This is a genomic window from Flavobacterium sp. GSP27, assembly GCF_003970395.1.
Taxonomy (GTDB): domain Bacteria; phylum Bacteroidota; class Bacteroidia; order Flavobacteriales; family Flavobacteriaceae; genus Flavobacterium.
The window spans coordinates 1-16,430 of sequence record NZ_RYDP01000003.1; the positions used below are offsets into that span (position 1 = coordinate 1).

Below are 16,430 nucleotides of genomic sequence, written 5' to 3' on the forward strand. Positions count from 1 at the left end.
ATAGGCTATAGATGTAAAGGCAGTAATGTCATAGTCGAGTAGTACTAATAACCCGTAAGCTTATGTACGCTTTTCCTGCCGAGCAATCGGCAGGAAGAAACTTTCTAATACTTTTTATTTTCTTTATCTCAGTATGTTAAGAAATTATGTAACTGATGTTTATAAGATATAAACAACATTACAATAATTGCCCAAAGCAATTATAACCTCTTAAGGTGGTTATTGCGGCGGGGCTCACCTCTTCCCATCCCGAACAGAGTAGTTAAGCCCGCCTGCGCAGATGGTACTGCAGTTATGTGGGAGAGTATGTCGTCGCCTTTCTTTTGAAACCCTTTCATGAAAATGAAAGGGTTTTTTGTTTATAGGTACGACGTGTTCGGGGAAATCCCTCGGTTCGTCGCCTTTCTTTATTTGAACCCCAGTCTGAAAAGACTGGGGTTCTTTTGTTTATAGATACCACGTGTTCGCCCTGCGGGCTCGGTTCGTAGCCTTTCTTTGAAAACCCCTATTCCGATCGGAATAGGGGGTTTTTGTTTTAAAAAATTATGTTTTTTTTTTGTTTCATTGTTGTCCGATAAAAAAGAAGCCAAATTAATGGCTTCTTAAAAATCATCGTAATTTTGAGTTGCAAAAATCAAATAACGATGGGTAAAAATAAGTATTTTTCGACTAAATCTGTTTTCGGACAGTTGATTTCTTTAATAGATGATTCAATGATTCAGAAAGCTGTTAAAAAGCATGATTCCGATAGGTATGTCAAGCATTTCAAATGGAAGGATCATTTGTTTAGTATGGTTTTTGTTGTTTAGAAAAGTGTAATTCTTTGAGTGAAGTTGTCGGAGCAAAAGTTTAATTTAATATTGTTAAACAATTTTAGGAGGTTGCCAGAAGTCAGCTGCGAATTGAGAAGTAAAAACTGATTGGTAAGTAAAATTTTGGTTAGTTGAAATTTCAGGTTTAGATATTTCAGCAAGTTGATTTGTAGAACATTGCAACACACAAGAACTGTAAACTTGAAAAGGATTACAAGATTTTCCCGAACGGTCGTCTTTTTGTTTTTGTTGGCTGGATGATTTTTCGTTTTCAGCAATCGGTTTGGATTGTCCGTCACAACAAGTTTGTTCATTGTTATTTTGCAATGAAATCAGATCTATTGCTGGCTTAATAGGGAGGAATAAAATTATTGTTGCTAATATGAGTGTTGAAAATTTCATTGCTTTGCAAATATATGACGTTTATATATTAGTTGTGTGAAATGATTCGAAACCGTATAAAAAATAGATAAACCGACAAAAGAGTACATCAATCCCAAAAAAACAAAATTATTGTTTGTACATTTGCAACGATGAAAGGATACATTAAAATAGTACTTCTAATTCTGATATCGTGTTGCTATATCAACACCGTATTTGAATTTTCGGATACCGAGGAGAAGGCTAATTTTGAAAATGAAAGTCACGCCTATATTCAACAATTTAGTAACATAACCCTTGTAAACAGCGTAACGCAAAGTATTCCAAATTGCGACATTAATTATGATGCGCTAATTCAATGCTATTTAAGTGTAATTCTACCTGCATCAAAATGCAATTCATTCTACAAAAGCCCTTTCTTTTCAAAACCGGATAGGCTTTTTATCCTATATTCTTCTTACTTGATTTGATGATTTTTTGATTTGACTTTTTTGGGCAATTGCTACGCAGTTGCCAGTTTTACTATTTCAGAACAATTCTATTTAAATCAAAAATGAAAAAAATAATATTCATTCTTTTGCTATTTCCATTTTTAGCAACAGCCCAAAACACTTTTAAAGCCATCCTCAAAGATGAAAAAACAAAAGAAGCCCTTGATAGCGTTTCTGTATTCCTAAATGGAACTCAAAACGGCTCAACTTCTGACGAAAAAGGATTTGTAGTCCTTGAAAACATCCCCAACGGTAAACAAACCATTGTGTTCAGTTCTTTTGGTTACCGAAAAATTGAAAGAAATATTTTATTTCCTCAAAATGAAACCATTGAAATATTTCTTGAACCAACATCGGAAGAATTAGAAGAAGTTAAAGTTACCTCAACAAGAAGTAGCCGAACAATAAAAAATACTCCGACTCGAATCGAAGCGATCGCAGCGGGCGAATTAGAAGAAAAATCTTCAATGCAACCCGGAAATATCAAAATGTTACTTACCGAAAGTACAGGAATTCAAACCCAACAAACTTCCCAAGTCTCGGGAAGTGCAAGTATTCGCATTCAAGGATTAGACGGAAAATATACGCAACTTTTACAAGACGGATTTCCTTTGTACTCGGGTTTTGCAAGTGGCTTGAGTATTTTACAGATTCCGCCACTCAATTTAAAGCGTGTAGAAGTTATCAAGGGTTCAACATCGACCCTTTACGGGGGTGGAGCAATTGCGGGATTAATAAACCTGATTACAAAAGAGCCTACTGATAAAAGAGAAATTTCATTTTTGGCGAACGTAAATCAAACACAAGCGTTAGATTTAAGCGGTTTTTATGCTGATAAATACAAAAAATCAGGACTTACAATGTATGTTTCGAGCAATTCTCAAAATGCTTATGATGTGAATCATGACGGATTTTCAGATATTCCAAAATTTGACAGATATACCATAAGTCCAAAATTTTTCTATTATCCAAACGAAAAAACAACATTTAGTTTAGGTGTAAATGCAGGATTTGAAAAACGAATTGGAGGAGATATGCAAGTGATTGATAACAAATCAGATGTTACGCATACGTTCTTTGAGCGAAATAACAGTAATCGATATTCGACACAAGTAAAATTTGAAAAAACATTTGACAATAAAAATATATTGACAATTAAAAATAGCGTTGGATATTTTAACCGAAAAATAGATAAACAAACTTATAATTTTGAAGGGCAACAAGTAGCTACTTTTACAGAAGCCAATTATTTAATCCCTAACGAAAAATCAGAATGGAATTTGGGAGCGAATTTAGTTTCGGATAATTTTAAACAAATGAATTTAGTGGCTGACAAGTTAGATTATTACAATGCTGCCTTTGGTGTTTTTGCTCAAAACAATCTGAACATAACCGAAAAATTCATTTTGGAAAGCGGATTGCGTTTAGACATTACAAACAGAATCAATGTTTTTGTTTTGCCTCGTCTGTCATTATTATATAAAATCAACGAAAAATTATCTTCACGATTTGGCGGTGGTTTAGGTTACAAATCACCTACCATTTTCTCGGAAGAAACCGAAGAAAAATCATTTCAAAATATAAATTCACTTGACTTTTCAAAAGTAAATCCTGAAAAATCGTATGGATTAAATGCTGATATTAATTACAAAACTACCATTTTTGACGAAGTAAGTTTTGCCATTAATCAAATGTTTTTTTACACCATTATCAAAAATCCGTTGGTTCTTAATCCAGTTCCCCTGACGGTAAATTATGCCTTTGAAAATGCCAACGGAAATATAGAAACCAAAGGTTTTGAAACAAACGTAAAGCTTCGTTTTGAGGATATTTCTTGTTACATTGGCTACACTTACATTGACGCTCAGAAAAATTTTGATAATAATTCAACCATAAATCCATTAACGGCAAAACATCGAATAAACGCAAACGTAATGTATGAATGGGAAGAAAAATTGCGAATTGCTTACGAGGTTTTTTATGTTGGAAATCAGTATTTGACAAACAACGAAAAAGTTAGGGATTATTGGGTTATGGGAGTTTCAGGAGAATACAAATTCAAGTATTTTAGTTTATTTTTGAACCTTGAGAACTTTTTGGACAGTCGACAATCGAGAAATGAAAACATGTATTCTGGGACAATTCAAAACCCACAATTTAGGGAAGTTTACACGCCAACAGACGGATTTATTTTAAACGGTGGAATAAAAATTAAGCTGTAAAAAACCAAATGAAAACAAAATTAATCACACGAACCGTCTGGATATTACCCCTGATGACTCTGATATGTCGGTAACGATAGCGGAGATTTGCAATCTGTGCCCGAAAACTGAATCAAGTAAAATAAAAAAGCCACTTCATTACGGAATGGCTTTTGGTTTTTATAGCGTTGATACATTTTTAGCAAAAAAGTCTTTGAATTTTTTATTGATGAGCATCTTTTCAATGAGTTTAAAGATGGTTTGTTTGTCATCTTCTTCGAGTTGCTGGATTGAATATTTTAGCTTGATGGATTAATAATTAAAGATGCGTAAGTTGGTTTTTTAGGAAAGAGCATTAAAATCAACATCGTGTATTTTTTGAATAGTAACTTTTTGCAAAACTAACGGAGGGTTATTTTGAAAAAAATCTACAAAATCAATTTTTACTACCCACCTAAATAAGTACATTTATGTTGAAAAAGAGAACCCAAAATTTATCTTAATCAACAGTAATAAGTGCCAAAAAATTGAAGTTATTGTCTAAAACAGAATGTTACGCCAATAAAAAACACTTCTTATTAAAAATAGTTGCTAATTTGAATTTATAAAACCAATCAAACGCTTATTTTTGCGCTATGGCAAAGAAAAATACAGACAAAGTTGTCTTTCATCAAATAAAAGTCCTTGATGCTGGTGCAAAAGGCGTATCGGTAGCAAAGGCTCCCGATGGTAAAGTAGTTTTTATCCCGAATGTGGTTCCGGGTGACGTGGTTGATGTGCAAACTTTTAAGAAGCGCAAGGCGTATTACGAGGGAAAAGCAGTTCATTTTCATGAATATTCGGAGCATCGTGTTGCACCTATTTGCGAGCATTTTGGTGTTTGTGGCGGTTGTAAATGGCAGAATATGAAATACAGCCAACAATTGCATTACAAACAAAACGAAGTAAAAAATCATTTGCAACGCATTGGAAAAATAGAACTTCCTGAATTTGAGTCAATTCTTGGTTCGGAAAAACAGTTTTTCTACAGAAACAAAATGGAATTTTCATTTTCGAACAGCCGTTGGTTGACCGAAGCGGAAATTGGCAGCACCGAAGATCTAGGAAATAGAAACGCACTTGGTTTTCATATTCCGAAAATGTGGGATAAAATTCTGGACATCAACAAATGTCATTTGCAAGAAGATCCATCGAATGCCATTAGAAACGAAGTAAGAGACTTTGCCAATGCGCATGGACTGACTTTTTTTAATCCAAGAGCACATGAAGGTTTGCTTAGAACGCTGATGTTGCGAACCGCTTCTACAGGTGAAATCATGGTTTTAATCCAGTTTTTCGAAAACGATAGAACCAACAGAGAATTACTTCTGGATCATCTTTACGAGAAATTCCCGCAAATCACTTCGCTGCAATACGTTATCAATAATAAAGCCAACGATACTTTATACGATACGGATATAAAATTATACAAAGGAAGAGATTACATCTTGGAAGAAATGGAAGGATTGAAATTCAGTATTAACGCCAAATCTTTTTATCAAACTAATTCTGATCAAGCGTACGAATTGTATAAAATAACGCGCGATTTTGCCGGACTTACCGGAAACGAAATCGTGTACGATTTATACACCGGAACTGGAACAATTGCACAGTTTGTATCTAAGAATGCCAAAAAAGTTATTGGAGTTGAAAGTGTTCCTGAAGCCATTAAAGATGCTAAATTAAATGCGGAACGCAATGAAATTACTAATTGTGAGTTCTTTGTAGGTGATATGAAAGTGGTTTTCAACGATAGTTTTATAGCACAAAATGGACATCCTGATGTGATTATTACTGATCCGCCAAGAGACGGAATGCATAAAGACGTAATTGAACAAATCATGAAGATTGCGCCTGATAAAGTAGTTTATGTCAGTTGTAATTCGGCAACACAAGCGCGTGATTTGGCGTTGATGGATGAGAAATACAAAGTGACCCGGGTACGTCCTGTGGATATGTTTCCGCAAACACATCATGTAGAGAATGTTGTACTTTTAGAAAGAAGAAAATAGTGGTCAGTTTGCAGTTTTTAGTATTCAGAACTTAAATTACGGAACACTAAAAACGGCACACTGAACACTGAATAGTATTATATGAAAAAAACATTTTTATTGTTATTGTTTTTCGTTTTCGCTTTCTCCAGTTGTGAGAAAGATGATATTTGTGATGCAAATACCCAAACTACTCCAAGATTAGTGATAGAGTTTTATGATTTTTCAAATCCTTCTGTTCTAAAAAATGTAACAAATCTAAAAGTAGTTGGTGAAGGAATGACGGATGGAATTGTTTTTAATGGTCTCCAAACTACAAGTGCAAATAAGATTTCGATTCCATTGAAAACAGCCAAAACTAGCACCAGTTATAGTTTTACGCTGAACTCTGGAAATCCTAATTCGGCATTGGTTGATGAAGATAATATACAATTTAAGTATACTACACAGGAACTTTTTGTCTCCAGAGCCTGTGGCTACAAAACAATATTCACATTGGATCCAACAAATCCATATACACATACTGATGCAACAACGGCAAATCAAAAATGGATACAATTTATATCGGTTGAAAGAAGTAACATCGAAAATGAAAATGAAATACACATTAAGATCTTTTTTTAGTTTTGGTCTCCTGTTGTCGTTGACTTTGATGCAAGCGCAAGAGAAAACACCTGTGAAAGATAGCACGAAAACTACCCAAACAGATGAAATCATTCCCGAAACTCCATTGCAGCGGGTTGGAATCAATACGGAACCAAAAAATAACGATTCGATTCCCATAAAAACAGATCGCTATGGGATACGTGTAGGAGTTGATTTATTCAAACTGACGCGAGCTTTATACGACCAAAATTATAAGGGAATTGAATTTGTAGCCGACTATAGGTTGACTAAAAAATATTTTTTAGCGGCCGAAATTGGTAATGAAAATAAAACTACAGCTGATGATCGCGTCAATTTTACCACCAAAGGCTCCTACATAAAAGCCGGTTTTGATTATAATGCTTATGAAAACTGGCTGGATATGGAAAATGTGATTTCTATAGGAATGCGCTACGGTTTTAGCACATTTAATCAGGAATTAAACAGCTATCGCATCTACAATGCAAACCCTTATTTTGGTGAAGTCCCGGAAATTGTATCCGGCAAAAAGTTCAATGGACTATCCGCCAGCTGGATTGAAGTGGTGGCTGGAATAAAAGCTAAAGTATTTGACAACGTATTTATGGGATTCAGCCTTCGATTGAACCGATTAGTAACCAATAAACAACCGGAAAATTTTTCCAACTTATATATTCCTGGATTCAACAGAACTTATGATGGCAGTTTTGGAGTAGGATTCAATTATACGGTGACGTATTTTGTCCCTATTTATAAGAAAAAAGTAGCACCTTTTGCAGTCCCAAAAAAGTAGATAAAATATAACCGCCAATTTGCTAATTATTAGTTTTATAAGAATTAGAGATTTAGCGGTCACTATTTTAAAAATAGAATGTCTTAGGATTTCTAAACTATCCTATTTCCTTAATTCCTTTCATCAAAATCCACTTCATGAATAATTTCTCTCCGTCTTTGGTTTTTATCGCATGGAATTTTGGTGATAAAAGTGTTCCTATGACAAATGCGGTTAACGGAATCCAGAATCCGGTTAAATTCGTGTAATGTTCTACTACATATCTAGCGGAAATAAATAAGATTGCAAAACATCCCAATTGATATAAGAATGCTCGTATTTGTAATTTAGTCATTTTTTAAGTTTTAAAATTTTTAATTCAAAGGTCGAAAGTAAAAACAGAATACTAGTTTATTCAGCAGTATCAGTTGTTACCTGAAACTTTGTTCTTTTACTGCCTTCATACATTTCGTATTTTACCAAACGGGCTTCTAAGCCGGCATTGAAAAGTTTAATTTTTCTGGAAGGTTTTAGCCCTACATATTTCAAAGCTTCCAAGTTTGCTGTAATCATCCAGGCATTCGTGCCAGGATAGTTTTTCTTTAAAGTATCGCCAATGTTTTTATAGAATTCTTCCATGTGAATATCCAATCGCTCATCATACGGCGGGTTGAAAACAATATGAAGTTTCCCTTCGGAAGACTTCTCGGTATCAAAAAAGTTTTGTTCCTCGATAGAAATATACTCCTCCAGATTGGTATTCTTGATATTGTCTTTGGCTTTTTGAACGGCACTTGGTGCTTTATCATAGCCTTTTATGGTGTAATGAAACTCCCTAACGCGTTTTAGTAAACTGTCTGAAATACTATCAAACAAATCATTGTCCCAATCGTTCCATTTTTCGAAAGCAAATTCCTTACGGTTGATATTTGCAGGAATATTACAGGCAATCATTGCTGCTTCAGCCAGAAATGTTCCGGAACCACACATTGGATCTAAAAAATCCGTTTGACCGTCCCAACCAGAAAGCAGTAAAATTCCTGCGGCCAAAACCTCGTTTATAGGAGCAATATTGGTAGCAGTTCTATATCCACGTTGGTTCAACGGATTACCTGATGTATCCAGTGCTACTGAAACCTGGTCTTTATCAATATGAATATTGATTCTCAAATCAGGATGTACTTTATCAATGCTAGGTCGTTGCCCAGTTCTCTCTCTGAACTGATCCACAATTGCATCTTTACATTTTTGAGAAACAAATTCCGTGTGATTAAAATATTCTGAATGCACGGTGGTATCAATCACAAAAGTCTGATTAGCACCAATCAATTTAGACCAATTGACTCCCGAAATTCCTTTGTATAAAGCCTGTTCATTATTAGCCTTGAAAAAATAAATTGGCTTTAGGATTTTCAAAGCCGTGCGCAAAGATAAATTCGCTTTGTACATGAACCCTTTATCGCCTTTAAAACTTACCATTCTCACACCTTGCTCTACGTTTTGTGCACCAAGGATTTGCAATTCTTTTGCTAATATCTCTTCAAAACCAAAAAAGGTTTTGGCAATCATTTTATAATTATTTTCCATTTGCGCCCTTTACCCCTCAAAGGGGAAATTGTTATCGTTATATTCGGCAAAAATACACTAAATTTGCATCAATCGAATTAATTGAAAAAGAATAAATGTCTGCAGCACAAAATCCGCCAACTGAAAACCAACTGAAATCAACTGAAAACTGGTATACTTCCTGGTTTGACACTCCGTATTATCACATCCTGTACAAAGACCGAAACTATAGAGAAGCACAGATTTTCATGGATAATTTGACGCATTATCTCAACTTGCCTGAAAAAGCTAATGTATTGGATTTAGCCTGTGGCAAAGGCAGACACTCTATTTATTTGAATCAATTAGGTTTTACGGTTTTGGGTGCGGATTTATCAGAAAACAGCATTGCCGAAGCTACTAAAAATGCAAATGAAACCCTTCATTTCAAAGTACATGATATGCGGGAACCTTTTGATGAAAAATACGATGCCATTTTTAATTTATTTACCAGTTTTGGTTATTTCGAAAATGACCAAGATAACCTGACTACGCTAATCGCAATCAAAGAAAGCCTATCGGAATATGGATTTGCTGTGATTGACTTTATGAACGTCACCCAAGTTATCGAAACACTGGTTCCCGAAGAAACTAAAACGGTCGAAGGAATCGATTTTCACATGAACCGTTATCTGAAAGAAGGATATCTGTATAAAGAAATTAAATTTGAAGACAAAGGACAAAAGTTTCACTTTACCGAAAAAGTTAAAGCATTAAACCTAAAAGATTTTGAGATGTTAATGGAAGAAGCCGGTATTTATTTGTTAGATATTTTTGGCGATTACAAATTAAAAAAATTCCATAAAACAGATAGTGAACGACTAATCATGATTTTTAAATAGTTGTTGGGTTAATTGGTTAATCGTTTATAAGGTTAATCAAAAAAATAAACCGGAAGAAAATCAACAAATAAACGATTCAACAAAGAATATGAATTACCTTTTACCTTTACTTTCCGTACTTATAGGATATAGTATCGCCTTGGTTTTAAAACCAAAAAATAAAACCAATCTAAAATTACTATTGGCCTTTAGTGGTTCGTTTCTGCTTTCCTTGACCGTAATGCATTTGTTGCCAGAAGTTTATGAAAGTGTAAATCCAACTATCGGACTCTTTATTATGCTTGGAATATTGTTCCAAATTATATTGGAATTTTTCTCAAAAGGTGCTGAGCACGGACACGTACACGGATATGAAACCATGACCCAAATCCCGTGGTTATTGTTTATCAGTCTTTGCATTCATGCCTTTCTGGAAGGATTCCCGGTAAGCCATCATCATGATTTAGCGGTAGGAATTGCCATTCATCATTTGCCTATAGCCATTATTTTGACTACTTTTTTCATCAATTCAAACCTGAATAAAAAGGCTATCTTTTTCTTCATGATCACTTTTGCAGTCATGACGCCGTTGGGAACTGTTCTGTCGGATTATTTGCCCATATTAAACGATTATTATACTGAAATCACAGCCATTGTAATTGGGATATTATTCCATATCTCTTCCACCATTATTTTTGAAAGTAGTGAAGGACACAAGTTTAACATCGCCAAAGTTTCCATGATCGTGATAGGAATTGCGCTGGCGTATTTTATATAATTTTACAATTTGGGCGTGACCGCAAGGGTCGGGCTATATGTTGCAATCTTTTTTATTCCGCTGTCGCTACATAAAAAAGGATTTCCACTTCTATCCCTCACGCAAGAAATAAATGTACGGGCACCTCGCGAGTTGTCCCTTCAAAAAAAATAAATATGGAATTCAAAAAAACCACCGAGCAATCCTCAAAATACGATCATTTAGAAAAAATGTCGGTTCAGGAATTGCTTTCTAATATCAATCAGGAAGACAAAACCGTTCCGCTTGCCGTAGAAAAAGCCTTGCCACAAATAGAAACTTTAGTGACTGAAATTGTTACCAAAATGAAACTCGGCGGACGATTATTCTACATTGGCGCAGGAACATCCGGTCGTATCGGGATTCTTGATGCATCGGAATGTCCACCAACTTTTGGAGTTCCTTTCAATTTAGTAATCGGGATTATTGCTGGTGGAGATACCGCAATCCGCAAAGCCGTAGAAAATGCCGAAGACAACACAACTCAGGCTTGGATAGACTTAAAAGCTTTCGAGCTAAATGAAGATGATGTAGTTATAGGAATAGCAGCTTCCGGAACAACACCTTATGTTATTGGAGGATTGCAAACTTGCAACGAAAATAATATTACTACAGGAAGTATTTCTTGCAATGCAGGAAGTCCGCTTTCGCAAACCGCAAAATTCCCTATAGAAGTAGTTGTTGGGCCCGAATTTGTAACTGGAAGTTCCCGTATGAAAGCAGGTACGGCACAGAAACTGGTACTCAACATGATCTCAACAGCCACTATGATTCAGCTGGGAAAAGTAAAAGGCAACAAAATGGTCGACATGCAACTGAGCAACAGCAAACTCATAGATCGTGGCATAAAAATGATACTGGGAGAAATTTCTGTTTCCTATAAAGAAGCTGCCGAATTATTAAAAAAACACGGAAGTGTGCGAAAAGCAGTTGATAATTACAAAAAGTAACACTTGTTTTTCAACATATCGATTACCTTTGAAGAGTAAACCTATAAACAAGAAAAATGGCAACCAACAAAGAACTTTTATCTAAAGGAATTAAATATTTGGCAGGTGCTTTGCCTTTGCTGTTTATTGGTCCAATTGTCATTACTAATGCTTTTATGAATCAACACAATGTTTGGCACTATTTAGTTTTAGCAATAGGTATCATTACCTGCATCAGTGCAATGTATTTGATGTATTTGGGACTAAAAACAATTATGAAAAGTTTATTTAATGACTAATGGAAAACCTAATTCACGTTCAAAAAACATTCGAAAAAGTTATTTACGTCGATAAAAAAGTGAATAACAGAGAATTTGAGGATTGCGTTTTTAGAAACTGCGATTTATCCAATAGTGATTTTTCTTATAGCAGTTTCATGGATTGCGAGTTTATTGATTGTAATCTGGCTATGACTAAATTATCCGGAGCAAGCTTAAAAGGGATACAATTCAAAAACTGTAAATTACTTGGAATTCAATTTGAAGAATGTGATGATTTCTTGTTTAATGTCAGTTTTCAGGAATGTGTTTTGGATTATTCTTCGTTTGCCAATAAAAAAATGCCAAAGACAAAATTCATTTCCTGTTCGTTAAGAGAAGTAGGTTTTGTTGGGACCAATCTTACGAGTTCCGTTTTTGACAATAGCAATCTGGATGGTGCTGTTTTTAATAATACGCAATTAGCTGGAGCCGATTTTTCAAAAGCAACTGATTTTAAAATTGATCCCGAATTCAATCCGATGAAAAAAGCAAAATTTTCGACACAAGGGATTATTGGTCTTTTGGATAAATACGATATTAAAATACAATAATCTACTACCCCAGATGGAAGTGGAAACCCCGAAAGGCTTAAAGCTACTTTTTCATGGATAAAAAGAGCGACTAAAGGAAGCTCCTTTTTTGTCAATAGAAAAAAAGATTTTAGACTTAGGAGTTGCAACGCACAGCTGGATTAGGTACTAAAAAAATTAAATAATTTTAAAATGAAAAAAATAATATTCCTTCTTCCAATGCTATTGCTTTTGTCTTGTTATGATAAAGAGCGCAACTGTAAAGATTTCAAAACCGGAAAATTCAAATTTGAATATGACGTAGACGGTGTTACGAAAACGGCTTTTTTTGAGCGCAACGACAGTATTGAAATTGAGACTTTTGAAGGAAAAACGGATACAGCTTCCATTCGTTGGATCAGTGATTGCGAATATGTACTGCAAAAACTGCATCCTAAAAACATGGCTGAAGAAAAAGCTATTGGTATGAAAATTTTGACTACATCAAAAAAATCGTATACCTTTGAGTTTGGAATGGTTGGTTCTGATGCCAAACAAAGAGGAACAGTAACAAAGATTTCGGATTAAATATTTTAAATCAAACAATTATAACTACATAAAATGGAAGTATTTTTAAATCCTGATGCTTGGGTAGCACTGTTAACATTGACGTTTCTAGAAATCATACTGGGTATTGATAATATCATCTTTATCTCGATTGTTACAGGAAAATTACCCGTTGAAAAACGAAAAAAAGCGACGCAAATTGGTTTGTTTCTAGCCATGTTCATGCGAATTGCGCTGTTATTTGGGATTACACTTCTTATTGCAATGAAAGAACCGTGGTTTAGTGTGGATTGGGGTTGGTTCTCTGCTCATTTTAACGGGCAAGCGATGATATTATTGGCCGGTGGTATATTTCTGATTTACAAAAGTACCAAGGAAATTCACGAAAAAGTAGACCATAAAGGAGAAGAAGAAAAAAATTTAAAAACTTCGGCGGCAAAATCATTTGCTAACGTTATTGTCCAGATTTTGTTGATTGACCTTATTTTCTCCGTAGACAGTATTTTGACTGCTGTAGGCATGACTAACGGACTGGAAGGTGCATTGTATATTATGATTACGGCTGTTTTAATTTCTGTTGGGGTTATGATGCTGTTTGCGGTGCCGGTTGGAACGTTTGTAAACAACAATCCATCTATACAGATTTTAGGTTTGGCATTTTTAATTCTGATTGGTTTTATGCTGATCACGGAGAGTATGCACTTATCCGAAGCAGTATTGGTAGGCCAATCTGTAGGAGTGGTTCCTAAAGCTTATTTGTATTTTGCAATTGCCTTTTCATTGGCTGTCGAGTTTCTAAACATGAAAATGAGAAAGAAAAAATAATTATTTATAAAAAAAAATGCTCCAAATCGGAGCATTTTTTTTATTCTAAACTTAATATTATCTGACCGTCATCATCGCGCTGTATGCCTGAATCGTCAGCATTAGTTTCCCCTTTTACTTCCAATTCTTCCGCAATAATTTCCTCCGGTGCTTCATAAGGCAAAGAGTCCAGCAGGTTTACTTGTTTTAACTTATCAGCGGTTAATTGATTCCCTAGTGCTTTAAATCCTTTGAGTGCAATAAACGACTCTATATCTACAGTTATATTTTCTTTTTGAACGCCTTTCACTTTTGTGAAAACTAATTCAGCTACTGGACGATACTCTGTTGATACAATTTCAAGATGTGAATTAGCATGTTCTGTAATAAAACTTTCCTCTTTGTTTTCGGTTTCCACCAAAAAGCGTTTGATGTAGTAACGTTCTTTTTCACCATCATAATAAATGGCTGAAATTGGTTTTTTTGGAATCCATTTTTCTAAAACGATCATATCTTCATCGAAATGTGTAGATAATTCTGGTGTAATTACCTTTACTTTTCCGGATTGCGAAAGGATCAAAATTTTATCATTAGGTCTAAATTCGCCTAACAGTTCTCCTCTTCCATCCACATTAAGTCTTTGTACGGTTTCATCAAACCATACTTTTCGAGGCAATAATGTTGAAATTCCTTTTTCTTTTAATTCAATTTTCTTGATTGGATATTTAGTGACTAAATTTCCTTTCGAACCTCTTCCTTTTATAGCTAAACTCGCAAAATCAATGTCGAATTTTAGTTTTTTGACAGTTCCCACCTGACGCAACATAATGGTAATTACTTCTGCCTCTCCGTTTGGATTACAGGAGAAATACACCACTTGTGATCCTGTACTTTCATTCGTCAGATCATACGCTTTGTCTCTAGTCACACCTGAAACATTGAATCGTTTTATATAAGAAGGTCCTGATTTTCCGTCACGGTAAATCGTATTGTAAATGGTCCGTTTATCACTTTTGTCAAAAATGGCAATATGAATGATATCTTTTCCCACAAAGGTTTTCGCATCTACCTTGGTAATTATCATTTTTCCGTCACGCAGAAAAACAATTACATCGTCAATATCAGAACAGTCTGTAACATATTCGTCTTTTTTTAAACTCGTTCCTACAAAACCTTCTTCTCTGTTTACGTACAATTTAGTATTTCTAAGGACTACCTTCGTGGCTTCGATATCATCAAAAACACGAAGCTCAGTTTGGCGTTCTCTCCCTTTACCATATTTCTCTTTTAATCGTGTGAAATAGGCTATAGCAAAATCAATCAGATGTTCTAAATCGTGTTTCACTTGTTCAATATCTCCTTCCAGCGCTTGAATTTTATCTTGAGCCTTGTTGCTGTCAAATTTAGAAATACGCATGATTCGGATGTCCAATAAACGCAGAATATCGTCTTCGGTAACGGCGCGCTTCAGGTGTTTAATGTAGGGTTTCAGTCCATCATCTACCGCTTTAATGACGCCTTCCTTAGTGGTCTGTTCTTCAATATCACGATAAATTTTATTTTCGATAAATATACGTTCCAAAGAAAGAAAATGCCATTGCTCCTCTAATTCACTCAACTGGATTTCGAGTTCGCTTTTCAGTAATTGGACCGTTCTGTTGGTCGAAATTTTCAACATCGCAGAGACTCCAATAAACAGCGGTTTGTTGTCTTCAATCACACAGCCTAATGGTGCCACCGAAGTTTCACAGGCCGTAAAGGCAAACAATGCATCAATGGTTTTATCAGGAGAAACACCCGGAAAAAGATGAATTAATATTTCGACCTCAGCAGCGGTGTTATCTTCAATTTTCTTGATTTTGATTTTCCCTTTTTCATTGGCTTTCAAAATACTGTCAATCAAAGTCGTCGTATTGGTCGAAAACGGAATCTGGGTAATTACCAAAGTATTTTTATCTAGCTGACTAATTCTGGCTCGCACACGGATACGTCCACCACGCAATCCATCGTTATAATTGGATACATCTGCAATTCCCTGTGTCAAGAAATCAGGATATAAAGTAAACGGTTTTCCCTTTAATATTTTTATCGATGAATCGATTAATTCATTAAAATTATGAGGCAATACTTTCGTAGAAAGACCTACTGCGATTCCCTCGGCTCCGGAAGCTAATAATAATGGGAATTTAACTGGCAGGTTATTGGGTTCTGCCCGTCTTCCGTCATAGGACACACCCCAATCGGTAATTTTTGGAGAGTACAACACTTCTAAAGCAAATTTAGACAAACGTGCTTCAATGTAACGCGAAGCCGCAGCACCATCACCTGTCAGAATATTTCCCCAGTTACCTTGACAATCAATCAGTAATTCTTTTTGCCCTATTTGCACCATCGCATCACCGATACTCTGATCTCCGTGAGGATGATATTGCATGGTGTGCCCAACAACATTGGCCACTTTATTGTAACGACCATCATCCAGCTCCTTCAAAGAGTGCATGATACGGCGTTGCACCGGTTTAAAACCATCTTCAATAGCCGGTACGGCACGCTCTAATATTACATACGAGGCATAATCCAGAAACCAGTCCTTATACATTCCCGTAACTTTGGTAATGGTATCGTTGCCGTCTTCTTGATTGTCGTAAAAATGCTGGCCTTTCGAGGTTTTTTCTTCAGATTGATTTTCATTAATCGAATTATCTTCTTCCTGACCTTCTGGTAATATGTTATCGTCTTCTTCGTCTTTCATTATCTTGATTCCGAAA

The 16,430-nt window shown here is 35.2% G+C and carries 16 protein-coding genes and 1 rRNA gene; 13 read left to right on the forward strand and 4 right to left on the reverse strand.

Translation table 11 applies throughout. The features are described from left to right. Positions 1–211: 211 nt before the first annotated feature. Together rrf and EKM05_RS14555 are read left to right on the forward strand one after the other, a co-directional pair. Positions 212–321 (forward strand): 5S ribosomal RNA (rrf, locus tag EKM05_RS03505). A gap of 392 nt (positions 322–713) precedes the next feature. Further along, positions 714–809 carry a DUF4372 domain-containing protein gene (locus EKM05_RS14555; protein ID WP_231507363.1) on the forward strand — a complete coding sequence of 32 codons (96 nt, stop codon included), beginning with the start codon at positions 714–716 and terminating at the stop codon, positions 807–809. Positions 810–863: 54 nt separating this feature from the next. On the opposite strand, the gene EKM05_RS03515 is transcribed toward EKM05_RS14555, so the two are convergent. Next, positions 864–1,214: a hypothetical protein gene (locus tag EKM05_RS03515; protein WP_126553528.1), complete on the reverse strand. Its 351-nt coding sequence runs from the start codon at positions 1,212–1,214 to the stop codon at positions 864–866. A 532-nt stretch (positions 1,215–1,746) separates the two neighbouring features. Here EKM05_RS03515 and EKM05_RS03520 point away from each other — a divergent pair. From EKM05_RS03520 to EKM05_RS03535, 4 genes are all read left to right on the forward strand, one after another. Beyond that, on the forward strand, positions 1,747–3,906 hold the full coding sequence (locus EKM05_RS03520) for a TonB-dependent receptor (protein ID WP_126553531.1): 2,160 nt from the start codon (positions 1,747–1,749) through the stop codon (positions 3,904–3,906). Positions 3,907–4,520: 614 nt separating this feature from the next. Then, a complete protein-coding gene (gene rlmD / locus EKM05_RS03525; RefSeq protein ID WP_126553533.1) occupies positions 4,521–5,936 on the forward strand; it encodes a 23S rRNA (uracil(1939)-C(5))-methyltransferase RlmD in 1,416 nt (471 codons plus the stop codon). A gap of 81 nt (positions 5,937–6,017) precedes the next feature. Then, positions 6,018–6,539, forward strand: a complete 522-nt coding sequence (locus EKM05_RS03530) for a DUF6452 family protein (RefSeq protein ID WP_126463076.1) — start codon at positions 6,018–6,020, stop codon at positions 6,537–6,539. Continuing rightward, complete coding sequence (locus tag EKM05_RS03535) at positions 6,511–7,332, forward strand: DUF6048 family protein (RefSeq protein ID WP_126553535.1); 822 nt, start codon at positions 6,511–6,513, stop codon at positions 7,330–7,332. The genes EKM05_RS03530 and EKM05_RS03535 overlap by 29 nt, the downstream gene beginning before the upstream one ends. Before the next feature lie 97 nt (positions 7,333–7,429). Here the strand turns inward: EKM05_RS03535 and EKM05_RS03540 are convergent, their stop codons facing one another. Both EKM05_RS03540 and EKM05_RS03545 read right to left on the reverse strand, forming a co-directional pair. Next, complete coding sequence (locus EKM05_RS03540) at positions 7,430–7,666, reverse strand: hypothetical protein (protein WP_126452597.1); 237 nt, start codon at positions 7,664–7,666, stop codon at positions 7,430–7,432. 56 nt (positions 7,667–7,722) lie between these two features. After that, the gene (locus EKM05_RS03545; protein ID WP_126553537.1) at positions 7,723–8,898 is read right to left on the reverse strand and encodes a class I SAM-dependent RNA methyltransferase; all 1,176 of its coding nucleotides are present in this window, start codon (positions 8,896–8,898) and stop codon (positions 7,723–7,725) included. 95 nt (positions 8,899–8,993) lie between these two features. Between EKM05_RS03545 and EKM05_RS03550 the strand changes: the two genes are divergently transcribed. The 7 genes from EKM05_RS03550 to EKM05_RS03580 all read left to right on the forward strand — a co-directional run bounded on the left by EKM05_RS03550 (position 8,994) and on the right by EKM05_RS03580 (position 13,683). Beyond that, complete coding sequence (locus EKM05_RS03550) at positions 8,994–9,758, forward strand: class I SAM-dependent methyltransferase (protein WP_126463070.1); 765 nt, start codon at positions 8,994–8,996, stop codon at positions 9,756–9,758. An 88-nt stretch (positions 9,759–9,846) separates the two neighbouring features. Continuing rightward, the gene (locus EKM05_RS03555; RefSeq protein WP_126463068.1) at positions 9,847–10,515 is read left to right on the forward strand and encodes a ZIP family metal transporter; all 669 of its coding nucleotides are present in this window, start codon (positions 9,847–9,849) and stop codon (positions 10,513–10,515) included. A gap of 155 nt (positions 10,516–10,670) precedes the next feature. Beyond that, positions 10,671–11,483, forward strand: coding sequence for an N-acetylmuramic acid 6-phosphate etherase (gene murQ / locus EKM05_RS03560; protein ID WP_126553539.1), 813 nt, complete (start codon positions 10,671–10,673; stop codon positions 11,481–11,483). Positions 11,484–11,539: 56 nt separating this feature from the next. After that, a complete protein-coding gene (locus EKM05_RS03565) occupies positions 11,540–11,761 on the forward strand; it encodes a DUF6095 family protein (protein WP_126463064.1) in 222 nt (73 codons plus the stop codon). After that, positions 11,761–12,333 (forward strand): pentapeptide repeat-containing protein, encoded by a 573-nt coding sequence (locus EKM05_RS03570; protein WP_126553541.1) that lies wholly within the window; start codon positions 11,761–11,763, stop codon positions 12,331–12,333. Before EKM05_RS03565 ends, EKM05_RS03570 begins: the two co-directional genes overlap by 1 nt. 171 nt (positions 12,334–12,504) lie before the next feature. Next, entirely contained in the window at positions 12,505–12,879 is a 375-nt protein-coding gene (locus EKM05_RS03575; RefSeq protein ID WP_126553543.1) for a DNA topoisomerase IV, read from the forward strand. Between the two features lie 33 nt (positions 12,880–12,912). After that, complete coding sequence (locus EKM05_RS03580; RefSeq protein WP_126463058.1) at positions 12,913–13,683, forward strand: TerC family protein; 771 nt, start codon at positions 12,913–12,915, stop codon at positions 13,681–13,683. 40 nt (positions 13,684–13,723) lie between these two features. Here the strand turns inward: EKM05_RS03580 and EKM05_RS03585 are convergent, their stop codons facing one another. Next, on the reverse strand, positions 13,724–16,414 hold the full coding sequence (locus EKM05_RS03585) for a DNA gyrase/topoisomerase IV subunit A (RefSeq protein ID WP_126463056.1): 2,691 nt from the start codon (positions 16,412–16,414) through the stop codon (positions 13,724–13,726). Positions 16,415–16,430 lie beyond the last annotated feature (16 nt).